Source organism: Domibacillus sp. 8LH (genome assembly GCF_038806185.1).
In the GTDB taxonomy this organism is placed as follows: Bacteria; Bacillota; Bacilli; order Bacillales; family Domibacillaceae; genus Domibacillus; species Domibacillus indicus_A.
In genome coordinates, this window is record NZ_JAVJNG010000001.1 from 645,718 (window position 1) to 669,701 (window position 23,984).

At 46.5% G+C, this 23,984-nt stretch carries 27 protein-coding genes and 1 riboswitch; of the genes, 9 read left to right on the plus strand and 18 right to left on the minus strand.

The window, feature by feature from the left end; translation table 11 throughout:
* Positions 1 to 50 precede the first annotated feature (50 nt).
* Together mnmL and mnmM are read left to right on the plus strand one after the other, a co-directional pair.
* Complete coding sequence (gene mnmL, locus RG959_RS03340) at positions 51 to 1,007, plus strand: tRNA modification radical SAM protein MnmL/YtqA (protein ID WP_342795932.1); 957 nt, start codon at positions 51 to 53, stop codon at positions 1,005 to 1,007.
* Positions 1,004 to 1,585: a tRNA 5-(aminomethyl)-2-thiouridylate-methyltransferase MnmM gene (gene mnmM / locus RG959_RS03345; protein ID WP_342795933.1), complete on the plus strand. Its 582-nt coding sequence runs from the start codon at positions 1,004 to 1,006 to the stop codon at positions 1,583 to 1,585. Before mnmL ends, mnmM begins: the two co-directional genes overlap by 4 nt.
* Before the next feature lie 65 nt (positions 1,586 to 1,650).
* Here the strand turns inward: mnmM and RG959_RS03350 are convergent, their stop codons facing one another.
* From RG959_RS03350 to RG959_RS03375, 6 genes are all read right to left on the minus strand, one after another.
* A complete protein-coding gene (locus RG959_RS03350; protein ID WP_342795934.1) occupies positions 1,651 to 2,655 on the minus strand; it encodes a FecCD family ABC transporter permease in 1,005 nt (334 codons plus the stop codon).
* Positions 2,652 to 3,680 carry a FecCD family ABC transporter permease gene (locus tag RG959_RS03355; RefSeq protein ID WP_342795935.1) on the minus strand — a complete coding sequence of 343 codons (1,029 nt, stop codon included), beginning with the start codon at positions 3,678 to 3,680 and terminating at the stop codon, positions 2,652 to 2,654. Before RG959_RS03355 ends, RG959_RS03350 begins: the two co-directional genes overlap by 4 nt.
* A 13-nt stretch (positions 3,681 to 3,693) precedes the next feature.
* A complete protein-coding gene (locus RG959_RS03360) occupies positions 3,694 to 4,641 on the minus strand; it encodes an iron-hydroxamate ABC transporter substrate-binding protein (protein WP_309089455.1) in 948 nt (315 codons plus the stop codon).
* Positions 4,642 to 4,741: 100 nt separating this feature from the next.
* Complete coding sequence (locus RG959_RS03365; protein ID WP_342795936.1) at positions 4,742 to 5,749, minus strand: LLM class flavin-dependent oxidoreductase; 1,008 nt, start codon at positions 5,747 to 5,749, stop codon at positions 4,742 to 4,744.
* A gap of 14 nt (positions 5,750 to 5,763) precedes the next feature.
* The gene (locus RG959_RS03370; RefSeq protein ID WP_342795937.1) at positions 5,764 to 6,840 is read right to left on the minus strand and encodes a tetraprenyl-beta-curcumene synthase family protein; all 1,077 of its coding nucleotides are present in this window, start codon (positions 6,838 to 6,840) and stop codon (positions 5,764 to 5,766) included.
* Between the two features lie 9 nt (positions 6,841 to 6,849).
* Positions 6,850 to 7,659 carry an alpha/beta fold hydrolase gene (locus tag RG959_RS03375; RefSeq protein ID WP_342795938.1) on the minus strand — a complete coding sequence of 270 codons (810 nt, stop codon included), beginning with the start codon at positions 7,657 to 7,659 and terminating at the stop codon, positions 6,850 to 6,852.
* Between the two features lie 108 nt (positions 7,660 to 7,767).
* Here RG959_RS03375 and RG959_RS03380 point away from each other — a divergent pair, with 108 nt between their 5' ends.
* A complete protein-coding gene (locus RG959_RS03380) occupies positions 7,768 to 8,280 on the plus strand; it encodes a gamma carbonic anhydrase (protein ID WP_342795939.1) in 513 nt (170 codons plus the stop codon).
* Between the two features lie 36 nt (positions 8,281 to 8,316).
* Here RG959_RS03380 and metK read toward each other — a convergent pair whose 3' ends face one another.
* Positions 8,317 to 9,513 carry a methionine adenosyltransferase gene (metK, locus tag RG959_RS03385; RefSeq protein ID WP_309089446.1) on the minus strand — a complete coding sequence of 399 codons (1,197 nt, stop codon included), beginning with the start codon at positions 9,511 to 9,513 and terminating at the stop codon, positions 8,317 to 8,319.
* A gap of 120 nt (positions 9,514 to 9,633) precedes the next feature.
* Positions 9,634 to 9,742: riboswitch (SAM riboswitch) on the minus strand.
* Between the two features lie 270 nt (positions 9,743 to 10,012).
* Between metK and pckA the strand changes: the two genes are divergently transcribed.
* The gene (pckA, locus tag RG959_RS03390; RefSeq protein ID WP_342795972.1) at positions 10,013 to 11,599 is read left to right on the plus strand and encodes a phosphoenolpyruvate carboxykinase (ATP); all 1,587 of its coding nucleotides are present in this window, start codon (positions 10,013 to 10,015) and stop codon (positions 11,597 to 11,599) included.
* A 95-nt stretch (positions 11,600 to 11,694) separates the two neighbouring features.
* On the opposite strand, the gene RG959_RS03395 is transcribed toward pckA, so the two are convergent.
* The 4 genes from RG959_RS03395 to RG959_RS03410 are packed head-to-tail and all read right to left on the minus strand — an operon-like array spanning position 11,695 to position 13,507.
* Positions 11,695 to 11,937 (minus strand): DUF2584 domain-containing protein, encoded by a 243-nt coding sequence (locus RG959_RS03395; RefSeq protein WP_242233199.1) that lies wholly within the window; start codon positions 11,935 to 11,937, stop codon positions 11,695 to 11,697.
* Between the two features lie 4 nt (positions 11,938 to 11,941).
* The gene (locus RG959_RS03400; RefSeq protein ID WP_342795940.1) at positions 11,942 to 12,691 is read right to left on the minus strand and encodes an alpha/beta hydrolase family protein; all 750 of its coding nucleotides are present in this window, start codon (positions 12,689 to 12,691) and stop codon (positions 11,942 to 11,944) included.
* Positions 12,691 to 13,164, minus strand: coding sequence for an RNA deprotection pyrophosphohydrolase (ytkD, locus tag RG959_RS03405; protein WP_342795941.1), 474 nt, complete (start codon positions 13,162 to 13,164; stop codon positions 12,691 to 12,693). The genes RG959_RS03400 and ytkD overlap by 1 nt, the downstream gene beginning before the upstream one ends.
* Positions 13,165 to 13,198: 34 nt before the next feature.
* Positions 13,199 to 13,507: a hydrolase gene (locus RG959_RS03410; protein WP_342795942.1), complete on the minus strand. Its 309-nt coding sequence runs from the start codon at positions 13,505 to 13,507 to the stop codon at positions 13,199 to 13,201.
* Positions 13,508 to 13,628: 121 nt separating this feature from the next.
* On the opposite strand from RG959_RS03410, the gene RG959_RS03415 reads away from it, so the two are divergent.
* On the plus strand, positions 13,629 to 13,871 hold the full coding sequence (locus RG959_RS03415) for a DUF6154 family protein (RefSeq protein WP_242233195.1): 243 nt from the start codon (positions 13,629 to 13,631) through the stop codon (positions 13,869 to 13,871).
* 89 nt (positions 13,872 to 13,960) lie between these two features.
* Here the strand turns inward: RG959_RS03415 and RG959_RS03420 are convergent, their stop codons facing one another.
* Entirely contained in the window at positions 13,961 to 14,401 is a 441-nt protein-coding gene (locus RG959_RS03420; protein ID WP_342795943.1) for a Dps family protein, read from the minus strand.
* Positions 14,402 to 14,519: 118 nt separating this feature from the next.
* Here RG959_RS03420 and ytzI point away from each other — a divergent pair, with 118 nt between their 5' ends.
* Together ytzI and yidD are read left to right on the plus strand one after the other, a co-directional pair.
* Positions 14,520 to 14,666, plus strand: coding sequence for a YtzI protein (gene ytzI / locus RG959_RS03425; protein ID WP_342795973.1), 147 nt, complete (start codon positions 14,520 to 14,522; stop codon positions 14,664 to 14,666).
* Positions 14,663 to 14,899 (plus strand): membrane protein insertion efficiency factor YidD, encoded by a 237-nt coding sequence (gene yidD / locus RG959_RS03430; protein ID WP_251269714.1) that lies wholly within the window; start codon positions 14,663 to 14,665, stop codon positions 14,897 to 14,899. The genes ytzI and yidD overlap by 4 nt, the downstream gene beginning before the upstream one ends.
* Position 14,900: 1 nt before the next feature.
* Here the strand turns inward: yidD and menC are convergent, their stop codons facing one another.
* From menC to RG959_RS03460, 6 genes are read right to left on the minus strand one after another with little or no spacing between them, the layout of a single operon-like run.
* Positions 14,901 to 16,001 carry an o-succinylbenzoate synthase gene (menC, locus tag RG959_RS03435; RefSeq protein ID WP_342795944.1) on the minus strand — a complete coding sequence of 367 codons (1,101 nt, stop codon included), beginning with the start codon at positions 15,999 to 16,001 and terminating at the stop codon, positions 14,901 to 14,903.
* Positions 15,991 to 17,430: an o-succinylbenzoate--CoA ligase gene (locus tag RG959_RS03440; protein ID WP_342795974.1), complete on the minus strand. Its 1,440-nt coding sequence runs from the start codon at positions 17,428 to 17,430 to the stop codon at positions 15,991 to 15,993. The genes menC and RG959_RS03440 overlap by 11 nt, the downstream gene beginning before the upstream one ends.
* A 57-nt stretch (positions 17,431 to 17,487) precedes the next feature.
* Positions 17,488 to 18,300 (minus strand): 1,4-dihydroxy-2-naphthoyl-CoA synthase, encoded by an 813-nt coding sequence (menB, locus tag RG959_RS03445; RefSeq protein WP_410493044.1) that lies wholly within the window; start codon positions 18,298 to 18,300, stop codon positions 17,488 to 17,490.
* The gene (gene menH, locus RG959_RS03450; protein WP_342795945.1) at positions 18,296 to 19,090 is read right to left on the minus strand and encodes a 2-succinyl-6-hydroxy-2,4-cyclohexadiene-1-carboxylate synthase; all 795 of its coding nucleotides are present in this window, start codon (positions 19,088 to 19,090) and stop codon (positions 18,296 to 18,298) included. The genes menB and menH overlap by 5 nt, the downstream gene beginning before the upstream one ends.
* Complete coding sequence (menD, locus tag RG959_RS03455; protein ID WP_342795946.1) at positions 19,087 to 20,790, minus strand: 2-succinyl-5-enolpyruvyl-6-hydroxy-3-cyclohexene-1-carboxylic-acid synthase; 1,704 nt, start codon at positions 20,788 to 20,790, stop codon at positions 19,087 to 19,089. The genes menH and menD overlap by 4 nt, the downstream gene beginning before the upstream one ends.
* Positions 20,783 to 22,171, minus strand: a complete 1,389-nt coding sequence (locus RG959_RS03460) for an isochorismate synthase (protein ID WP_342795975.1) — start codon at positions 22,169 to 22,171, stop codon at positions 20,783 to 20,785. The genes menD and RG959_RS03460 overlap by 8 nt, the downstream gene beginning before the upstream one ends.
* Before the next feature lie 282 nt (positions 22,172 to 22,453).
* On the opposite strand from RG959_RS03460, the gene RG959_RS03465 reads away from it, so the two are divergent.
* Together RG959_RS03465 and RG959_RS03470 are read left to right on the plus strand one after the other, a co-directional pair.
* Complete coding sequence (locus RG959_RS03465) at positions 22,454 to 23,371, plus strand: 1,4-dihydroxy-2-naphthoate polyprenyltransferase (protein ID WP_342795947.1); 918 nt, start codon at positions 22,454 to 22,456, stop codon at positions 23,369 to 23,371.
* 77 nt (positions 23,372 to 23,448) lie between these two features.
* The gene (locus tag RG959_RS03470; RefSeq protein ID WP_342795948.1) at positions 23,449 to 23,976 is read left to right on the plus strand and encodes a TraR/DksA C4-type zinc finger protein; all 528 of its coding nucleotides are present in this window, start codon (positions 23,449 to 23,451) and stop codon (positions 23,974 to 23,976) included.
* Positions 23,977 to 23,984 lie beyond the last annotated feature (8 nt).

A 23,984-nucleotide genomic window follows, 5' to 3' on the forward strand; every position in this document is an offset into this window, starting at 1 on the left:
TTCCCTCTTCATGCTACAATTTAAAACGAGCTTTAAAGGAGGAATGAATGATGACAAACCCGTTTCCGTACGCAAGCGACGACAGACGGTATCATACATGGAATTATCATTTGCGGCAGCACTTCGGTCATAAAGTATTTAAGGTAGCACTTGACGGCGGATTTGACTGCCCTAACCGCGACGGCACGGTTGCTTTTGGCGGCTGTACATTTTGCAGTGCAGCAGGATCGGGTGATTTTGCCGGCGACCGGGTTGACCCGCTGGAAAAACAGTTTCATAATATAAAAACAAAAATGCACCAAAAATGGAAGCACGGAAAATATATGGCGTATTTCCAGGCATATACGAATACACATGCACCGGTTGACGTGCTTCGTGAAAAATACGAGACAGTCCTGAAGCAGGATGATGTGGTTGGTATTTCGATCGCCACGCGTCCGGACTGCCTTCCGGATGACGTTGTTGACTATTTGGCTGAACTGAATGAGCGTACGTATTTATGGGTAGAACTCGGCCTGCAGACCGTTCACGAAAAAACAGCCCGTATTATTAATCGTGCCCACGATTTTCAAACGTATGTGGAAGGCGTTGAAAAGCTGCGTAAGCACAATATCCGTATTTGCTCGCACTTAATTAACGGCCTGCCGCTTGAAACTCCCGAAATGATGATGGAGACAGCCCAGGCTATCGCTGATTTAGATGTACAGGGCATTAAAATTCACTTGCTGCACCTTTTAAAAGGGACACCTCTTGTCAAACAGTATGAAAAAGGCATGCTGGATTTTTTATCGATGCAGGACTATGCGAAGCTTGTTGTAGACCAGCTTGAAATCCTTCCGCCGGAAATGGTTGTCCACCGCATTACAGGTGACGGCTCAATCGAGCTGATGATCGGCCCGATGTGGAGTGTCAATAAGTGGGAAGTCTTGAATGCCATTCATGCCGAAATGCAAAAGCGCGATACGTGGCAGGGCAAGTTCTACAAGGGAGCTATTGTGCAGCCATGACGCTAGATGGAATTTTGCCGTTCGCGCGGCTTCTCATTCAAAAAACCCTGTCAGATGCCCCATGCTTTGTCGATGCTACAGCCGGCAATGGACATGATACGGTATTTTTAGCCGGGCTGGCCGGCGAAGACGGCCGCGTTTTTGCATTCGACGTTCAAGAACAGGCGATTCATAATACAAAAAACCGCGTAGCAGAAGCGGGTTTCTCAAACCGTGTTTCGCTGTTTCATAGCGGCCATGAAGAGGTCCGAAAGCATATTCGAGACTTTTATCACGGAGGGATCAATGCGGCCATTTTTAATCTCGGCTATCTGCCAAAAGGCGACAAATCGATCATTACCAGACCGGATACCACTATTGAAGCCATCCGCCAGCTGTTTGATATGCTCAAACCCGGCGGTTTGATTGTACTCGTTGTATACCATGGCCATGCAGGCGGCGCTGATGAGCGGAATGCAGTGGTTGAATTTGCTGCCGGTCTTGACCAGCAGCGGGCGCATGTCATGCAATACGGCTTTATTAACCAAGTAAACACGCCCCCTTTTATTGTCGCAATTGAAAAACGCCCGGCCATATAAAAAGCTTCCTCCTTTTAAAAGGAGGAAGCTTTTTTACAAATTGAGATATCTTCTTGTGCAGGAGATTACTTTTTAACCATCAAATACATAAAATATGGAGCGCCGATCAATGTGACAATAATCCCTGCTGGTACAGAGGTTGTAAACGGCATCAGGCGGCCGATCGTATCTGCTCCAAGAAGCAGCAGTGCGCCGATGACTGCCGCAACCGGCACAAAATGCTGATGACGCGGTCCTGTTAATCCTCTTGCAATATGCGGAGCCATCAAGCCGATAAACACAATGCCGCCGCTCACTGACACAGCTGCTGATGCAAGTGCAACGGAAACGAGCAGCAGCACAATCCGCTCCCTGCCGACTCTTACTCCAAGCCCTGCAGAAGTGCCTTCATTTAAGTTTAATAGATTCAATACATTTGATTTCCACAATACGGCCGGAATCAAGACAATGAGCCATGGCACCAATGCTTTTACAAAGTTCCAGTCATTGCCCCATATATCGCCGGCAAGCCAGCCGGCGATAAATTCGTATTCGCGCGAGTCAAACTGTGAAGCAAGGATCAGCATGATGCCCGCCATTGCCATCGCCATACCGACTCCTGCTAACACAAGACGGATCGGATCAAGGCCTTCTGTTTTATGATAGGAAACCGCAGAAATGATGAGTGCCGTTACCATGCCGCCAATAAACGCGAACAGCGGCACCATATATAAAAATGTAGAAGACTGCGGCGTAAAGACCAACGCGTAAATGGTAACCATCAAGCCCGCTCCCGCGTTAATGCCGAGAATACCGGGATCAGCCAGCGGATTGCGGGAAATGCTTTGCAATATCGCGCCCGAGACGGCCAGCGCCGCTCCGGCCAGCATCGTAATCATCATGCGCGGCAGGCGGAAGCTGTACAAAATAAGCTCTTCTCTGGGTGTCCCATTACCGAGCAGCGTTTCTAGAAGACGCATCGGCGGAACAGCCGCTTTTCCCGACGCAGCACTTGCTATAAATAAAACAACAAGAAGTACAGCTGACACGGTGAAAACGCGTCTTGCTCTTTTCTTTAAATGATCATTCATTGTGTGAGCCGCCCCCTTTTGCGAATAAGATAAAGGAAAAACGGCACGCCGACAACAGAAATGACCGCGCCGACAGGTGTCTCAAATGGCGGGTTAATCATACGGGCTACTGTATCAGCCAGCACAAGCATCATGCTTCCGAAAAGGGCTGAGCCCGGAATAATCCACCGATAATCCGTTCCGACAAGCGCCCGGACTAAATGTGGAGTCATTAAGCCAATAAACATAATCGGTCCCGCGACAGAGACACCTGACCCAGACAGGATAAGCACGATCAAAATTAAAATCACTTTTATAAGCGTTGTCCGCTGTCCAAGACCTTTAGCCATTTCCTCGCCAAAGCTTAAAATAGTCAGCGACCTCGACAGCAGAATAGCCGTCAGCAGACCAATTCCAACGACCGGAGCCAGCACTTTAAGCTGAGGCCAGCTTGTCCCGGAAACACCCCCGGCCTGCCAGAAAGCAAGGTCCTGTGACAACTGAAACATAAGAGCGACACCCTCTCCAAGTGCCGTTAACAGAGCAGAAATGGCGGCCCCTGCGAGTACAATGCGCAGCGGCGAGAAGCCGCCTTTTTTGATTGAAGCCAGGCCGAATAATAAAACAGCTCCGACAGCTGCACCGGCAAAAGAAAAAAGAATAGCCATTGTATAAGAGCTGGCAGAAAAAAAGGCCAGCATACACGCAAGGCCAAGACTTGCACCTGTATTCAAGCCAAGCAGGCCCGGCTCCGCCAGCGGGTTACGTGTAACCCCTTGCATGATAGCTCCTGCTGTTCCAAATGCCGCTCCCGTCAGCGCCGCTCCAATCTCCCTTGGCAGACGGATGCCCATAATAATTTGATCTGCTTCACGGCTTGGATCAAATGAAAAAATGGCTTCCCAAACCGTTTTCAGCGTCAGTTCTGCTGCCCCAACCGAAACGGACAGCGCGAGACTGATCAATAAACCTGCAAATCCTGCTAAAAGAACGAATACTCCCGTCTTTGGACGGGAGCTTGCTTGTAATTCACTTGTATGATTCATACGGATCTTCCCTTTATTGTGCCGCTTTTTTCGTTAAAGCGTCTACGATAAAGTCAAGTTCTTTTTCAACTGAGATCGGATCATTGAAGTAGAAAGAATCCGAGTCAAATGTGATCACATTCCCTGCTTTTACAGCCGGAATGTTTTTCCATAAGTCTGTTTCCATAAATGTTGAAGATGATACGTTGGCACCTTCTCCAACGAAAATATAATCACCCGCATATTCTGGAATCGCTTCAGCAGAGATGGCCTTATAGCCTGGTCCAAACGCTTCCGCTTCTACTTTTTCAGGGGCTTTCATGCCAAGAGCCTGATAGATGACTTCTGTTCCACGGCCCCAGTTTTTTCCGTATACATACGTGTCTTTACCGAATGTTTCAACTACAGTTGCTGTTGCATCTGTTCCAATCGCTTCTTGAACCTTTTTCTTCGCTTCTTCTGCTTTTGCATTCCATTCATCTACCCATTTTTGGGCTTCTTCTTCTTTGCCTAAAATTTTGCCGATTTCAAGATGCTGATCAAGATAATTGTATTTCTCGTAAGACAGTCCGACTGTTGGCGCAATTTCTTTGTATTTCGCCATGTTTTCGTCTCCTGTATACGTAATAATCAAATCCGGCTCTAAACCAATCAACGTTTCATAATCATCTGGTGCTACTACTTTTGCATCTTTTAGCTTATCACCTAAAAACTTGCTTTTAGCAGACCAGTCTGTAATCGCAACAGGAGTTACACCAAGCTCGAGGAAATTCCCTGGATACGTAGCAGCCATGACAGCTACCCGTTCTGGGTTGGCCGGAATCTCAATGTCACCTTCTTCTGATGCATATGTACGTGTTTCTGCTTTTGTATTTGATTCTTTTTCCTGCCCGCTTTCTTCTTTCTCCTGAGAACACGCGGCTAGGAAAAGAGCACTTATGATCATAAGCAGCGGTAAAACTGAAAATAATTTACGCTTCATGTTGTTCGTCCTTTCTAAGTGAAAATGATTATCATTAACTAGGTAAATCTTATCGAAAATGATTCTCATTGTCAATGTTATTTTTTAAAAAAAGCTCCTTTTAAAGGAGCTCTTTATTACCCACTGCCTCAGCAAGTAATTGAAAGGAGCGTTTCTTTTTTTCAAAATCAAACAAGATCGTCACAGCCATGGTCTCATCCGTCCCGCATTTTTCCGCTAATTCCTCCAGCTGCGTTCGAACAGTGTCCGGTCCTCCCACAATCATACGCTTTCGGTTTTCTTCAACATGCATCCGCTCAAACTTCCCATATGAGTAAGCCGCTGCTTTTTCCGGTGAAGGTGTGCCGGTTGATCGAATCCCCTGGCCGGTCATCATCAGGGACAGATCAAGGCTTCCCGCAAGAAAATCGGCTTCCTCATCTGTCTCTGCACATACAAGAAAAACGGCCACAGCGGATTTTGGCTCCTTTAAATGAGGAGACGGCTGAAAGGTGCGCCGGTACTCAGCCAGCTCATCGGGCCCCCCGTCGCCATTAATAAATTTAGCAAATACGTACGGCAGCCCTTTTTGGGCAGCGAGCGCTGCACTGGACGGGCTTGAACCAAGCAGCCACACATCAGGCGGTACTTCAAGAGCAGGAGTTGCCTTGACACCAGAATACGGATGGGGAACGGGCTGATCATACAAATAAGCGAGCACATCATCAATTTGTTCCGGAAAGCGGTCTTTTTCCCGCTTCCGGCCATTCGACAGGGCAAACGAAGCCCTCGGCATACCGCCTGGTGCCCGCCCTATACCTAGATCGATTCGCTCCGGAGCAAGCGCAGACAGTACTTTAAAATTTTCAGCAACTTTATAAGCGCTGTAGTGCGTCAGCATCACACCGCCTGAGCCAAGCCGAATGCTGTTTGTTTTTGCTGCCAAATGGCCGAGCAGCACTTCTGGCGAAGAGCCGGCGAGTGTATCTGCATCATGATGCTCAGATACCCAAAACCGTTCATAACCAAGTTCTTCCGCCCATTGAGCCAGCTCTACCGTTTCCTGAAGAGCTTTCATAGCGCTTTGTCCTTCCGACAAGGGAGACTGATCCAATATACTAAGCTTCATATGCCCCTCTCCTTTTACCGGCCGGCCTGGCGCATTTTCCGGTATGTTTTATAGGTTCTGCCATTCCAGTAAAAGAAAATACTGGCCGCTCCAGCCGTATGGACAAGCTTGCGGCAATGTCCCCGCACGCTTTTTTTGACAGCCGCTTTTTCTTCCGATAAGTAAACAGCCACAATGCCCTCAATTAAAAATGAATGAAACTTAGCGTGCGGCAGCCGTTCGGTTCCTTTCTTTGCCTGGCGCAAAAAGTGAAGAAACCGTTCCATCATTTCTGTTTCGCTGTTGTAGTATGTACAGAAATTTAACTCGCCATCTTCCATATCTTCTTCCTGGTCAATAAAATAGTCGAGCAAAATGTGAATGCCCTGCCCATATGGAAAATAGCAGTCACGCACCATTTTGGCGTATGTAGGCGTAAACGCCGGCTGCATCGCACAAGACATTAAGCAGTATACACCGATTGTCGAACCCGTGCAGGCGGCAAACTCATACCATTCCATTTCCGGTAAATCCGCTTTGTAACTCTCAAACCAGCGGATCAGGCGCTCTTCCCGCTCTTCTTCGCGAACATGCTTATGAATTTGCAGTTCGCTGTAATAGCGGCTTAAATCCAGCACATGCGGTTTTGCCGCTGCAAAGGAAGGTGTTTCTTCCACCACCTGGCGGCAGCCATCAACCAATGCATCTAAATAGCCGCCATCATTCTTGGTTTCACGAAATCGATAATAATCGCTTTTAGGCTGGCCGGGAAAAAAACAGTCACGCAGCGCTTCATGAAGCGCCGCGAAATCATTCGGATCAAATGATGTAGTCTGGTCGCATAAATTATCGAGATAATCACAAATTAATTGATAAGGCACAATAAAAGAGATCGCTTCTTTTTGGCTATTACCAGCCAGCATTGAAATCACACCGCCTGCTTCGCAGTGAAAGTATTTTTTCTCATACACGTCCATTGCCTGCTTGCGCAGTTCCGGATTGGGTATTTGTTCCGCCAATGCCTTCCATTTGATCCATTCTGTTTTCACAGCAGGGAAAATGGTTTTATATATTTTTCGCATTAACAGGAGCGAATTCGTAGGGACTGTCATGTTCTTACCTCACTTTTCCATAATAAAACCGAGCGACCGCAATCGGTTGTGGACAAAATCAAGCGCATATTGAAATACATCTTCCCGCTCTGGTTCGTTAAAAATTTCATGATAAAGGCCCGGCCATTCCTTGTATTGCAGCTCGGACAGCTCCAGCTTTTTGGCAAATGAACGGGCTGTACTTCCGTCGGTGATCCGGTCTTCTCCCGCCTGCATAATCAAGTGAGGAATATCCGGCACTTCTCCCGGTCCAGCTGTTGCGATTTTGATGGCCTGCACAATTTCTCTGTACCACCGAACCGATACTTTCCGGACAAACAAAGAGTCTTCAGCATCAAAAGCCCAAATTTCTTCGTTCCGGGTCGCCATTTCAGACGTAATGCCTGAATCAAATTTCAAGGACGGGGTCATTGAATTTAAGCCGTGTGTAAGCACGTTTAAATGCTTAGGCGGCACATGTTTCATTTTAAATAGAGGAGACGACATAATGACCCCAGCGATCTCCGGCTTTTCCTCCTGTAAATAGCGGGTAATCACAAGCGCGCCCATACTGTGGCCCAGCAAAAACACAGGGATGTTAAATTGATACGCTGCCTGCACCCAATCCGATAATTCATTCGTATATTCTTTAAAAGATGAAATGTGGCCACGTTTTGCACGTGAAGTCATTCCCTGTCCAGGCAGATCTCCCATGACAACATGAAACCCGTTTTGCCGCCACATTTCAATAAGCCAGCCGTACCGGCCATGGTGTTCAAGGGCACCATGCACCATCACAATCACGCCTTTTGGCTTTTCCTCACATTCCCATTTCCACATAGTGCTCTCTCCTTCAAAAAACGACAACCGTTTTTTCTATTATACAAATCTTTTGCTGTTCGATAAAATAAAACGGTATAACAGACAAAAAAGAAAGGGGCCTCAACCATGATTTATCCGTATAAAGATAAACAGCCGGTTATTGCTGAATCCGCTTTCGTTGCGGACTATGCAACGATTACAGGAGATGTCGTGATCGGCGAACAATCCACTATTTGGTATAATACCGTCATACGCGGAGATGTTGCACCGACGATCATTGGCAGTAAAGTGAATATCCAGGACAATTCCGTTCTTCATCAAAGTCCAAACAACCCGCTCGTCATTGAAGATGAAGTGACAATTGGCCATCAAGTGATCTTACATAGCTGTAAAATTCGGAAAGGCGCCCTGATCGGCATGGGATCCATTATTTTAGATAATGCCGAAATCGGAGAAGGTGCATTTATCGGCGCTGGCAGCCTTGTACCGCCGGGTAAGGTGATTCCTCCAAATACAATGGCCTTCGGACGGCCTGCTAAAGTAGTGCGAAATGTAAATGAAGAAGACCGCAAAGACATGGAACGTATCGTGCGTGAATACGCTGAAAAAGGCCAGTATTATAAATCTATTCAAGCATAAAAAAACCATGCCCGAGTATTTGGGCATGGTTTTTTATTACTTCGCAGCTGCTTTCAGTGCTTCTGCTTTATCTGTACGTTCCCACGGAAGATCTACATCCGTGCGGCCAAAGTGGCCATAAGCTGCTGTCTGACGGTAAATCGGACGGCGAAGATCCAGCATTTTAATAATGCCTGCTGGACGAAGATCGAAGTTTTGACGGATTACGTCAACAAGCGTTTCTTCCGCTACTGTTCCGGTTCCGAAAGTATCAACTGAAATTGACACCGGATGTGCTACACCGATTGCATAAGCAAGCTGTACTTCACATTTGTCCGCAAGGCCTGCTGCTACGATGTTTTTCGCTACATAGCGTGCTGCATAAGCGGCAGAGCGGTCAACTTTTGTTGGATCTTTACCAGAGAATGCGCCGCCGCCGTGACGTGCATATCCACCGTACGTATCCACAATGATTTTACGGCCTGTTAAGCCTGCATCCCCTTGAGGTCCGCCGATAACAAAACGGCCTGTTGGATTAATAAAGAATTTTGTTTCCGCGTCGATTAATTCGGCTGGAACCACTTCATTAATCACTTGTTCGCGAATTTCTTTTTGAATTTGCTCAAGTGTTACTTCTGGATGATGCTGCGTAGAAATAACGATTGTATCAACACGAACAGGTTTGCCGTTTTCATCGTACTCAACTGTTACTTGCGTTTTACCATCTGGACGAAGGTAATCAAGTGTCTCGTTTTTGCGCACTTCTGTTAAACGGCGTGCCAATTTATGAGCAAGTGAGATTGGAAGCGGCATAAGCTCTTCTGTTTCGTTACACGCAAAACCGAACATTAAGCCCTGGTCTCCGGCACCGATTTCATCAAGCTCTTTATCCGTCATTTGGCCTTCACGCGCTTCAAGAGCTACGTTAACCCCTGCTGCAATATCAGGTGACTGTTCATCAATAGATGTTAAAACCCCTGCTGTTTCAGAGTCAAATCCGTATTTTGCACGAACATACCCGATTTCTTTTACCGTTTCACGAACGATTTTTGGAATATCCACATAAGAAGAAGTGGTAATTTCCCCTGCAACAAGAACAAGTCCAGTTGTTACAGATGTTTCCGCTGCCACGCGGGCATTCGGATCTTTGTCAAGAATGGCATCAAGAATCGCATCGGAAATCTGGTCACAGATTTTGTCCGGATGTCCTTCCGTTACGGACTCTGATGTAAACAGACGGCGCTGTTTTGTCATGAAAAAATTCCTCCTTAAAATCAGTGTGTGTACGGTACTCATTTCCCTCAGGTGATCCAGAAAATAAAAAAACTCTCCCGGCATTGAGAGAGGAAAGGTTGTTTTCACTCGGGCCTTTCACTCTTATCGTCCAAGGCTGATCCTTGCTCAGGTTTAGCACCTTGTCCGTAAAGTACGGCAGGTTGCTGGGTTTCACAGGGCCTGTCCCTCCACCAACTCAGGATAAGAGTATCCGTTCAAGTGTCAATGTTACGAAATATCGCGCTTCGTGTCAACCCGTTTCTCTTTCAAAAAGCAAACAATTTTTAAAGGTGCTTTTTTTGTGTATCCTGCTTTTCTTCCTATTTAATTAAATTCACATATTTACTAGCATGACCCAAAAAATATAAAAATATACGAAAAATTTCATCCAATAGTATAGACTATTCATTTCAATGTGTTATACTAATTTCAAGTTAATCAAACACATTAAAACTCAAATAAAGGATGGTTGTACATGATGAACTCTTTAACTGTTTCCAGCGAATTAACTGAGCTGCTCAAAGGCTCCAATATTCTCGTTCAGCCTTCTGTACCGGTTCTTGTAGAAAAGGTACTTCAGCGCGGCGAAGGTGTTTTAACCGCGTCCGGTGCTGTTCGCGCCGAAACAGGCAAATATACAGGCCGCTCCCCAAAAGACAAGTTTACTGCCCGGGAAGCATCTGTTGAAAACAGCATAGACTGGGGTTCAGTCAACCAGCCGATTTCTGAAGAAGCATTTAACCGCTTGTATGAAAAAGTGGTTTCTCATTTAAAAGAAAAAGAAGAACTGTTTCTTTTCAAAGGCTTTGCCGGCGCGGATCAAAAACACCGCCTTCCGATTCAGGTTATAAATGAATATGCCTGGCATAACCTATTCGCGCACCAATTGTTCATTCGTCCAACAGAAGAAGAGCTTAGAACACATGACGCAGGCTTCACTATTTTGTCAGCGCCTTCTTTCCAGGCGGATCCTCTTACAGATGGCACAAACTCTGAAACATTTATTATTGTTTCCTTTGAACAGCGTGTTATTCTTATTGGCGGCACAGAATATGCCGGTGAAATGAAAAAATCCATTTTTTCTGTGATGAACTACCTTCTGCCGCAAAATAATGTCCTGCCAATGCATTGCTCAGCAAACGTCGGCTACGAAGGAGATGTAGCCCTGTTCTTTGGTCTTTCGGGTACTGGAAAAACGACGCTTTCCGCTGATCCAAACCGCCGTTTGATTGGCGATGATGAACATGGATGGTCCGCCAACGGAGTGTTCAATATTGAAGGCGGCTGCTATGCAAAGACAATTGGCCTGACACGCGAAAAAGAACCACAAATTTTTGATGCGATTCGTTTTGGTTCTGTTCTTGAAAATGTTGTTCTTGATTCTAAAACACGGGAGCCGGATTACGACGATAACACATTAACCGAAAATACACGGGCCGCTTACCCGCTTCAAGCCATTGATAATATTGTAGACCCGAGCGTTGCCGGCCATCCGAATACGATTATTTTCCTGACTGCAGATGCGTTTGGTGTGCTGCCTCCAATCAGCAAACTGTCGAAAGAACAAGCAATGTACCACTTTTTAAGCGGATATACGTCTAAACTTGCTGGTACAGAACGCGGTATTACAAGCCCTCAGGCAACGTTCTCTACTTGCTTTGGGTCACCGTTCCTGCCTTTGCATGCAACGGTTTATGCAGAAATGCTCGGCAAAAAAATCGATGAGCAAAATGTGCAAGTTTTCCTCGTGAACACAGGCTGGACAGGCGGCGAGTATGGAACTGGCGAACGAATGAAGCTTTCCTACACACGTGCAATGATTCAAGCTGCTCTAGAAGGCGAATTGGCGCACACACCAACTTATAAAACAAAAGTTTTTGGCCTGGAAATTCCGCTTCATGTTCCAGGTGTGCCGGATGATGTTTTGATTCCACGCAAGGCATGGGCGGATGAAAAAGCCTTTATGCAAAAAGCGCAGGAATTAGCAGCAAAGTTCCGGGAAAACTTCAAAAAATTCAGCGGTGTAGCAGATGAAATTGCCCAAAAAGGCGGTCCGCTTCTTTAACCCCTACAAAAAGCCCGAAGGATCAATCCTTCGGGCTTTCTTACTTTTCGTCTACACTCTTAAAGCCCGAGGGACTGTCTCTCGGGCTTTTATTTTTAATTCGTTGATTTCAAAGAAACGAGCGTATACGTAATGGTCGTTTTCTCCTGTTGCCATTCTACTTTTTTAATGAGGGCGGTACCGCTTTGTTCGCTGTCCTTTGTTTTAAACACGGCAATTGGAATATCAATTGGATACAGCCGGTAGCCGTCTTTTTGAAGAACGAACCGATTTTCTTCCTCCCGTACTTCATTTCCTTTTGTGACAATCATCGTATTTAGTTCCATAGGCATTCCCATGATTTTAGTCCCCCTTTATCCATTTTGCAATGTAACCGACAATCTGACGGTTTACTGCAGGTGGTATGTAATGATCATATTTATCCAAATACATCGTGTCTGCATGCGGCACAGCTTCCTTCAGCCGATAAGCATGCTCTACCGATACATTCTTGTCACTGCGGCCGTGAATAATCAGCACGGGCGCTGTGATCAGGCCGGCTTCTTCCAGGGGTGTCCGCCGGTCGTACGCCTCCGGCACTTTTTGGGGCGTTCCGCCGATCACACGTTTCATCATTCGGCGCATATCCTTTCTTTCTTCATACGTAAGTTTCATGTCGGATACGCCGCCCCATGTAACAAGTGAAGATACCGGCCGGTGGATGGCTGTCCAAAGAGCCATGATGCCGCCTCGTGAAAAGCCAAACACATGAATCCGGCCATTTTTTACACGCGGATGATTTCTTAAAAGGTCAAAAGCGCTAAAGGCATCTTCGCGGTCTTCTCCAGCGAAGTCTTCATTTCCTTCTCCGCCGCGATTGCCTCTGTAAAACGGTGCGAAGACAATAAATCCCTCTGCAGCGAATTCGGCGACTCTTGACGGCCGCACCATGCCAATGCCTTTAATACCGCCTCGCAAGTATAAAAAACCTTCGTACGATTCCTGATCAGCCGGCTCCGCTAAAAAGCCTTTTACTAAAAGACCCGCAGACTTATAATGAACCAGGAAAAGACGTACATGTGGATTTGGCGATGGGTACGGTATACACTCCATTAGACCAGCCCCTTTCTCCTTACTTCTGATAACGCGAGCGGAATCATTTCATCTTTCATTAAAAAGGAATAATGAGCTCCAAAGCGCGCTTCGAGCAAATCATCCTTTTCTATATATGGACCGTCTGTTTCTAAATAATCTTGTTTCTTTTTTATATCCGTTACGTGCGCAAAAAAAACCGCTTTTAAAAACGGCTGCTCTGGTGCATGAACATAATACTCACCTATGAAGTGCAAACCGGATATCGCGGCCCCCGTTTCTTCTGCCACTTCCCTGTGGGCTGCTGCTTCAAGCGTTTCACCCGGTTCTCTTTTTCCGCCCGGACATTCAAGACCTCGCACTTTATGTTTTGTTAAAAGCCAAGAATGCTCGAATCGGCATAAAACAAGAACGTGAGACGGCACCCTTCCAAACGCCCCTCTTGTAAACACCATCGTAACAGGATAATTGTTTTGATCGGTAAAACTGTGCAACCGGCATCCCTCACCCCTGCTTGCTTTCTCTCTATTATACGTTATTTCTCCACTTTTTTATATGTTGTCGTGCGTCTTCATCTCCAAGTTCATAGATTTTTTCGTATACGGCCATCATATAGTCGTCATATCGGTCATTGTTTTGATCTTCATGATACGGAATAGCAGGAACGTGCGCCCGCCAAAACGAGCCAAAGTCCTCCCGATTCATTCCATTTAACAGCTCACGCAGCGATTGTATTTCCCTATCATTGGCAAAAACACGAAAATTCCATGGGGACACATCCGGCTGTGATTGAATTTCTCCATTCGCGATGGCAATATAGTAAGGCTGTTTTTCCACATCAATCCCTCCTTTTTACAGCATGTGCGCTTTTTCTTTTCTTCATTCAATAAAAAAAGTTGGAATATGATAGCGTTTTCATGTATAACTATATATATATTCTTAAAAAGGAGGCACAGCGATGAAATTTGTAAATGAATTGTTTGAACTGTATCGCGGCCGGCTGCAGGGAACAGAAGACGACCTGGATATGATCACGCTGACCGTTCTTGGTGAAATGACTGAGACAGATATCCTGTCCATCATTGGAGAAATGCCGAATGAAGAACTTGCCTGGCTGTTCCGCGTTTATTTGTACGAAGGATTAAAAGAAAAATTCAACCAGGATCAAATACCTGCCGACCGAAACCGCCTGCTCCATTAATACATAAAGAAAAAACGGAGAATACTCATTCTCCGTTTTTTTGTTTCCTTTCATAAAAAAACCGAGCTCTTATCGGCTCGGCTTGTTCATTATTTTCCTAGGAATGATTTAAGCATCCAAACATGCTTCTCCAGGCTTTGGTGGATTGCCAGAAGTATATCGCCTGTTGTTTCATCGCCTACTTCAGCGGCTAAATCCATTGCCTCTTTTAATTCGCTAGTCAGCGTTGTAAAGTCATTGACAACTGACTGTACCATTTCTTCCGCAGATTCCTGCCCTTCTGCTTCATTTACCGTGGCCAGTTCAAGGGATTCACGAAGCGTTGCTACCGGCTTTCCGTCCAGCGCCAAAAGACGCTCAGCCAGCTCATCAATATGTCCGCCTGCTTCAGTGTATAACTCTTCAAATTTTGCATGCAGCGTAAAGAACTGAGGTCCTTTTACATACCAATGATAGTTATGAAGCTTTGTATAAAGCACCGTCCAGTTTGCAACCTGTTTGTTTACACTGCTGATTAGCTGTTCTGACATAAAAGAATCTCCTCCAACATTTTCAAATTTATCTCGACCTTTTTAGTATACCACTCCTATACAGAACTAAACAAAAACGTGATACACTATGAAAAAAGGAGGGATTTCCTTGTCGGATATGATGATGGTCCTTATCGTTTCTGTGCTTGTTGTTCTCGTTGTACTGGCTCTTGCCTTATTCACCATTCAAAAAGGATACCGTTACAAACACACGATTGATCCGCCAAAAGAAAACTCCGCATATGAAAAACAGGAGGAAAAATGAAAAAGCTATTCTTGTTTTTGATCCGCTTTTACCAAAAAGGAATTTCACCGCTAAAGCCGCCTTCATGCCGCTTTTATCCGACTTGTTCCCATTATGGGTACGAAGCCGTTCAAAAGCATGGAGCCCTAAAAGGCGGACTGCTTGCTGTTATTCGTATTTTAAAATGCCATCCATTTCACCCTGGCGGCGTAGATTATGTGCCCGAAAAGTGGCCGCTAAAAAAAAGAAATTGAATTAAGCGGAATGAACCGCTTTTCGCTGCTTTTCTATTCGCTTCCGGCTGACTCCGAAGCCAATGCCTGGTTCCTGCGACAAGTGAATCCGGCCGTTTTGAACAAAAATGCCGGGCTCAATAAAATCTTCTTCCCAGTAATAGTCAGTGGAGACAATGTCACCCGGCATCGTAAATCCTGGAAGCGAAGCAAGCGCCACATTGTGTGCGCGCGAAATGCCAAATTCAATCATTCCACCTGCCCAAATATCGATATTCTGTTGAAGGCAGTAATCATGAATGCGCTTTGCTTCCGATATTCCTCCTACCCGGCTGAATTTTACATTGATCACCCGACAGGCCTTCATTTCAACCGCACACTTGGCATCGTGGAAAGAACGGATGCTTTCGTCTAAACAAACCGGTGTCTTAAGCTGGCGCTGCAGCTTTGCATGGTTCCACATGTCGTCTGCTTCAAGCGGCTGTTCAATCATCATCAGCCCATATGTATCAAGTGTTTTTAAATGATCGATATTCTGCAGCGAGTAGGCTGAATTGGCATCAGCCATCAGCGAAATGTGTGGGTATGCTTTACGAATCGCTGTCAGCATTTCGATGTCGGAGCCCTGGCTGATTTTTACTTTAATGCGCCTATATCCAGCTTCTACATGAGCTTGTATGCGTTCCAGCATATCGTCCGTTGTTTTTCCTGAAGCAACCGCTCCGACCGAAATGGATGAGCGCGTTCCGCCAAGCACTCCAAAAAGCGGCTGATCCAGCTTTTTAGCGTACAAATCCCATAGTGCTGATTCTACACCCGCTTTAGCCATCTGATTGCCCCGTACAGCCCAAAAAAGGGACGATGCATCCGCCGGATGAGAAATGTCATGCTCTTTCAGCAGCGGAAACAGCACGTCCTTTATAATGTGCCACTCTGTGGCCACCGTTTCTTCCGTGTACCATGGCGTAGAAAAAGCGGACGCTTCTCCCCAGCCTACTGTCCCATCCCGGTCTTCTACCTCAATGATAATCGCTTCCCGCTTCGTGACCGTTTCCAAGTGTGTGTAAAACGGCACTTTCAGCGGCATTTCTACTACATGCATCGTGAGCCGCTTAATGTTCATAACGCTCACTCCACTGCCTCGCCAGTTCACGTCGGAGCAATTTATTTGCCGCATTTCTCGGCAGGACTTCTACTTCAATAAAATAAGCCGGCACTTTAAAACGGGCGAGCTTTTCCTGACAGAAATGCATCAATTCCGCTTTCGAAACCGGAGACTGTGCCACATAAAAAGCAGCGGGAACACTTCCCCATTTCTCATCCGGCACACCCGCCACCCCGGCTTCTAAAAGGGCTGGATGACCGGTAAGGACGGACTCGATTTCGGCCGGGTAAATATTTTCACCGCCAGAAATAATTAAATCGGAACGGCGGTCCAGCACATATAAAAATCCTTCTTCATCAAGCCGGCCGATATCTCCAGTCCGAAACCAGCCGTTTTGAAAAGCCTGCTCGTTCGCGTCCGGGCGGTTTAAGTAGCCTGGCGTCACGTTGGGGCCGCTGACCCAAATTTCTCCCTCGTCTTCTCCATCAATATGGATCGCGCATGGAAACAAAGGCTTGCCGGCGGAACCGATTTTCCGGAAAGCATCTTCTGGTGCGAGCGTTACAATTTGAGAGGAAGTCTCAGTCATGCCATACGTTTGGTAAACAGGGATCCCTTTTGCCTGGCACGTCTCCAATATGGAAAGAGGAGCAGGGCCTCCGCCAAGAAGTACACAGCGAAGCCGGGCGTGGTACGCTCCCTCGAGTGTATGCAGCATGGAAGAAAGCATGGCCGTGACAACTGAAATCATGGTCACTCGTCCTTCTTGTAACAGTCCGTTTACATAGTTCGGATCAAATTTTTCAACGAGGCACACTTCCATTCCATACAACACGCTTTTCATTAAAATAGAATACCCTGAAATATGAAATAGAGGCACCGCACAAAGCCAGGCATCGTCCGAGTGAAGACCAAGATTTAAAGCTGAAGCTGTCGCGCTGGCATAATGATTGCCATACGTCTGTTTAACACCTTTTGGCCGTCCTGTTGTACCAGATGTATACATAAGCGAGCAAATGTCCTCTAAAGCAAACATTTCACGCTTGTTTTCTTTCGCTGCTTTCTCGAATGAGGTAAAACAAAAAGAACGTATATCTTTCACAGAATGAGCTTTATTCTGATGCTCCCCGTCATACAACAGACACACAGCATCGGCATCTTGGAGCTGCCAGGCCAGTTCTTCTGCGGCCAGCCGGCTGTTTAGCATCACTGCTGCAGCGCCGATCTGCTGAAGAGCATGAATGAGAAAAACCGTGTCCGGACGATTTCCTGCCAGCACACCGCAATAGTCGCCTTTTTTTATTCCCGCTGCCTTCAATTGATCTGCCAGCATGGATGCTTTATCGAACAATTGTGAAAAGGTCCACGTTTCGTCATAAAAAGCAAGAGCCGTTCGCTCAGGAGTTAAAAAAGCACGCTGCTGAAGCCAGTTTGGCATGTTCATTATGGTCATCCTTTCCATTTAAAAAAAGAGTGTCCGGTATAGGACACTCTTTCGATTTCGTTACGGGAATCTTGGGAACTGGCCAAAGTCCGGATCGCGTTTTTCTTTGAACGAATCGCGTCCTTCTTTTGCTTCATCTGTTGTGTAGTAAAGAAGCGTCGCATCACCTGCAAACTGCTGCAGGCCTGCAAGACCATCTGTGTCCGCATTCATAGCCGCTTTGATAAAGCGAAGCGCCGTCGGGCTCTTTGAAAGCATTTCTTCCGCCCACTGCACCGTTTCTTCTTCTAATTTTTCAAGTGGTACAACCGTGTTTACAAGACCCATGTCCAATGCTTCCTGCGCATTGTACTGACGGCAAAGGAACCAAATTTCACGCGCTTTTTTATGGCCGACGATGCGTGCCAGGTAGCCTGAACCGTAACCAGCATCAAAGGAGCCGACTTTCGGTCCTGTTTGTCCGAATACAGCATTGTCTGCTGCAATCGTTAAATCACATACAACGTGAAGCACGTGACCGCCGCCGATTGCATAGCCTGCCACCATTGCGATTACCGGCTTTGGAATAACACGGATCAAACGCTGTAAGTCCAGCACGTTTAAGCGTGGAATTTGGTCATCTCCTACGTAGCCGCCATGGCCGCGCACTTTTTGGTCACCGCCGGAGCAGAATGCTTTTCCGCCTTCACCGGCTAAAATAATAACGCCAATTTTAGAATCGTCACGCGCATATGCAAATGCATCGATCATTTCCGTGACTGTTTTCGGACGAAATGCGTTATGTACTTCGGGACGGTTGATCGTCACTTTGGCAATGCCATTATACGTTTCATACTTAATGTCTTCGTATTCGCGTTCTTTTACCCAATTAATTGCCACTTTGTTGTCCTCCTTTTTGATTCAACAAAAACGTCTTTACTATTGTACCAAATTTTTCGCGCTGCTCCACATGAATTGCATGGCCTGCTCCGTCAAATTGAATCCATTCACAAAATGGAAGCCGCTCCTTCATCCGGCAGGCGATACGTGTAAATTTTTCATCCTGCGTTCCTGTAAGCAGCAAAACAGGCATGCTAAGCATTTGAAGCCGGTTCCAATACGATGGCTGGCTGCCGGTTCCCATCAAACGAAGTGACGACGCCAGCCCTTCTGCCGACTGGGCCAGGCGCTCCCTCCGGACCTTCTCTTGAACAGCCGCTGGCAGTTTTTTCTGCGAAGCAAACATTGGAATACTTTCCCAAAAATCAACGAACGAGGCAACGCCTTCCTGTTCAATTCGTTGAGCCAGTTTTTCGTCTGATTGCCGCCTTGCTGCACGCTCTTCTTCACTCTCGAGCCCCGGTGAAGTGCTTTCCAGCACCAAAGACCGGACCGCCTCTGGGTAAAGAAGCGCGAGAGCCAAAGCGAGGCGGCCGCCCATTGAATAACCGATAAGATGAAAAGAAGAAAAACCGGCGTCATTCATCATCTTTTTAAGAGATTCAGCTTCTGTTTCCAAATCTGCTGCTAAACAGTTCGTTTGTCCATGCCCGGCAAGATCGGGCATCACAAGCTGAAAGGGAAGATGCTCGTCCAAGCCTTTCCACGTAGAAGAATTTCCCGTAAAACCATGCAGCAATAAAACCGGCTCTCCTTCGCCTTTTACTTGACGAAAAATGGTCATTGAATCACCTGTTTTGCAGCTGCAATCGCTCTTTGCCATAACTCCCGGTGAATCGCTGTGTTTTGGGAACGATCCGTTAATGCTTCTAATATGGTGATTCCGTCCCGTTTCACGGACAGCTCTCTTTGAAGCTCGCCGCTGTTCTCAATTCGAACGTAGTGGCAGCCGTAAAGTGCAGCTGCATGATCAAACTTTAAGCCAGACGGAGTGCCGAACAGCCTTTCAAAATGCTTTCGTTCCCCCGCCTGCGGCAAATAAGAAAAAATGCCGCCGCCATTGTTGTTCATAATTAAAATGGTCATCGACAGGCCGTTCATTTTGGCCGCCAGCAAACCATTTACATCGTGAAAAAATGATAAATCTCCCATAACAGCATAAACCTTTTCCCCGCTTGCGGCAATGCCAAGAGCTGTAGAAACAAGACCGTCTATACCGTTTGCCCCACGATTTCCGTGAAGACGAAGAGTTTGTTCGCCTGAAAATAAAAAGGAATCAAGATCTCGAATCGGCATACTGTTTCCTGCAAAAACAGAAGAGCCGGATGGCACTGCCTCTAAAAACTGCCGAAACAATGAACCTTCGTCCATGCCTTCTGCTTTTTTCATCTCCGAGCGGGCTGCTTCGTTTACGTTCTGCCATAATGTGTACCATGAAGAGCGGCTTCCTTCCAATCTCTGTATCATTTCACGGCAAAAAGCGGCTTCATCTACATTCACCATATGGGTCGCAATATGGGAAGGATCACGCCATCCTCCGTCTGCGTCTACAATTACATGCACCGCATCCTGCTGACGCTTCATATATTGCATGAGAGATTTTGAGACCGGCAGCGCACCAAACCGAACGATCGCTTCTGGTTTTAACGCGTCTTTCATCTCATCATCACGTAAAAAGGCGTCATAGCTGTCAATCACTGTTTTGTCCGTACGAAGCTGCGAAAGCGGATCGGCTACAACCGGCCAGCCTGTTTTTTCGGAAAGCGAAAGGATCGCTTCTGACATCTCCGGCTTCACAATCTCTCCCGCTACAATAAGACCTTTTTCGACTTTGAGTGCTCCTGCTACATCATCCAGCATAATCGGATCCGGCACCTTTCTGCCAGAAATCAGCCGAACGGGAGCAGGGATTTTGATTCGTTCAAAAATACCATCATAATCCGGTACGAGCGGCTCACGGTAAGGAAAATTTAAATGAACCGGCCCTGCCGGTTCAGCAAGTGATTCAAAAACCGCCCGGGCACCTTGTGTGCGGACGTACTGCAACGCAGACTGATCTGATTCCGGAAGGGCCATTTCCGCAAACCATTTTGCTGTATGACCGTATAAGTGAAGCTGGTCAATCGTCTGCGGAGCGCCAACATCCCGGAGTTCAGGCGGACGGTCTGATGTCAGCACAATAAGCGGAACGCGTGAGATTTTCGCTTCCGCTACTGCCGGCATGTAGTTGGCCGCCGCCGTGCCGGATGTACAAAGAAGTGCAATAGGATTTTGTGTGGCTTTAGCCAGCCCAAGCGCAAAAAAACCCGCCGACCGCTCATCCACTTGAATAAAAGTGCGCAGCCGAGGATGCTCTTCCATTAATAGCGCCATCGGTGTCGAACGGGAGCCGGGGCTGATGACCGCCTCCTTGACTCCCGAACGGACCAGGCTGTCTATAAAATGTGCATTGTATTGTGTCATGTTGTCCTGATGATTATTCATTGCCGCCTCCGATCGCCCGCAGCATCGGCCGCAGCTTCATGTTTGTTTCCTCAAGCTCCATCTCCGCAACAGACTCCGCCACTACTCCACAGCCTGCATATAAAAATGCTTCGTTCTGTACCAGTAATCCAGAGCGAATCGCCACCGCAAACTCACCATTTTTCCGGTAATCCATCCAGCCAACCGGCGCTGCATAAAAGCCCCGGTCCATATCTTCCAGTTCACGGATCACACCGAGTGCTTTTTCACTCGGAAGTCCGCCAAGTGCAGGAGTTGGATGAAGTGCCTGAACAAACCGCAGAATAGACTCGTCCTTGTCTGCTTCTCCGATGACCGGCGTATACAGATGCTGAATATCTCTTACTTTCATTACGACCGGCGCATCCGGTACGGCCACGTAATCGCACATCGCCTGCATTTCCTCTCGGATCATCTGCACAACATAGTCATGTTCCATCCGGTTTTTACTGTCATGCAGCAGTGCATCCGCTAATTGCTCATCTTCCTGCTCTGTTGCACCGCGGCCTGTTGAACCGGCAAGGCACGTTGTTAAAACGGTTTGTGCCCGTTTCTTCACAAGCCGTTCAGGAGAAGCACCTAAAAAACAGCTGTCCATTGCTTCAATAGAAAAAACGAAGCTGTCCGGCTGTCCCTCGTCCAAGCGGCGAAGAATGCGGTCTGACGAAATAGTACCATCAAAAGCAGCGCTTGCTTTGCGGGCCAGTACTACTTTCTTCAGATCGTCATCTGCTTCAATTCGATGAACCGCGGCTTGAACGGACTCCTTCCACGCTTGTGTATCCCCAGCACGAAGCTCCATTAATACCGCTTCTTTTTCGAATGAACGCTTCAAATCTGACAAAATGGCCTGCTTCCGTTCTTCAATTTGATCAAATAACCGGCCTGACTCTACATCTTCGCACATCATATTGATCGTTACATATGTTTCACCGCCATAAACCGTCATCATTAATTCCGGCACATAAAAAAAAGACGGTGCAAAGCGGGACCACTCTTCTCCTTGAGAGCGAAGCGGATCAAATGAAAAACCGCCAAATGCAACGGGCCCTGTCCCGTAAATATCATAAGGATTATGGATGGAAGCACGCTTCATCAGGGCATCCCACTGCCCTTCCACATCCTCAAACCGCTCGGCTTTGCTGCTTTGGATCGTCTGTACACTGCCGAGTCCTGCAATCGTTCTTTCCCCATCACGGTCTTTGAAATAAAACCGTTCTCCTTTGTACCATTCTTTTCCGTTCTCGTAAAAACAGATCGGGTCGCCTTTTTCCACTTTTTCTACATAACTGAATAAAGTCGAACCGTTTATTTCGTTTATAAAATCAACAAAGGCCCCTTTAAGCGGGTGCCCCTTTATCATAGCCAATGAAATCCCTCCATTGTGCCGACCACACAGGGTCAAACTTCTTTGGCCCCTTAAGGCACTAAGACATTGCGGCTTTTAAACCGCGCTTTATGTTTCCTTCTTATTATATACCACTTGTGCTACATTTTCATTTCCGAAAAACGATGTTCGATTTTTCGGAAAAAATTCAAGATTAATATCCTATTGAAAAAGGATTGACACTTTTGGTTCCGTTTTCTACACTTGATGAAGGACATTTGTTTATTTGTTCACAATGAAAATTGGGAGAGAAGAAGAATGAATCAAACCCCCTCTGCTGACACTGGCTTTCAAATATGGTGGCAGCTTATGCGGCCTCATACGTTAACAGCTGCGTTTGTTCCTGTTTTTCTTGGAACGGCGCTGGCTCTTGCCCATACAGACCTGCATATTCCGTTGTTTCTAGCGATGTTGATTGCCTCTTTGCTTATTCAGGCAGCAACAAATATGTTTAACGAATACTTTGATTTTAAGCGTGGCCTTGATACAGAAAAATCAATTGGTATCGGAGGTGCTATTGTACGCAACGGTGTTAAGCCGAAAACCGTTCTTTATATGGCTTTCGCTTTTTTTGGCATCGCGCTTTTGCTCGGTCTATACATTTGTATCGCTTCTTCATGGTGGATCGGCTTAATTGGCATCATTTGTATGGCTGTCGGCTACTTGTACACAGGCGGCCCCCTTCCGATTGCTTATACACCGTTTGGTGAATTGGCATCTGGCGTTTTTATGGGCGGCATTATTATCTATATTTCGTTTTATATTCAAACGGGCTTCCTGTCCACAACAGCGATTTTATTTTCACTTCCTATTATATTGCTTGTTGGCAGCATTAACTTATCCAACAATATTCGTGACCGTGTTGGCGATAGTGAAGCCGGCCGAAAAACAATAGCTATTTTAATTGGCCATGACCGTTCGGTTTTTGTTCTTGCTGCATCTTTTTTCATCACTTTCTTGTGGGTGATTGTTTTATTATTCACAGATTCAGGTTCCCCTTGGCTGTTTCTTTCATACTTAAGCATTCCAAAAGCCATAAAAGCAGTGAAAGGCTTTAAAGGCAAAGGCGGGGAACCTCCATTTCAAATGATGCCGGCGATGAAGGCGACCGCCCAGACCAATACGTTTTACGGCTTCCTTCTTGCTTTCGGCTTATGCATCAGCTACCTTTTTTAACCCGATCAAACAATCGGGTTTTTTTCTATGTCAAAACGGCTATAGAGTAGGATATAGATGAAAGGATGAGGCAACTTATGCTTACACAAGAACAGTTAAACGAACTCAAACAAGAATTGCTCCGTCAAAAGGAGCAGCTGACCGGCCGGCTGGAGCAGGATAACGATAACGAGGATGTAGGAGAGCTGTCTTCTTACGACAATCACCCAGCGGATACCGGAACGGAATTGTATGTACGGGAGCGGGATATGGCCATTGATGATCACAGCCGGGATGAGTTGGATAAAGTCGAGGCTGCTCTTGCGGCGATGGAAGGTGGCACATACGGCATTTGTAAAGAAAGTGGTGAGGAAATCCCATTTGAGCGTCTTCAGGCAGTCCCAACAACCCTTTATTCTGTAGATCACACACCAGATCAAGAACCTGAAACCGACCGCGTGCCGGAAGACCGTCTCTCCCATCCGGATGACGGCATTGACAGTTTTAGTGATGCAGCAAATTACGGAACTTCCGAGACTCCTGCTGATTTTGTAGAAGACAAAGAGAATTACAACGAACTGTATAAAGAAGACCGTGATGAAGACAATGAAAATCCAGCGACGTAATGTCGCTG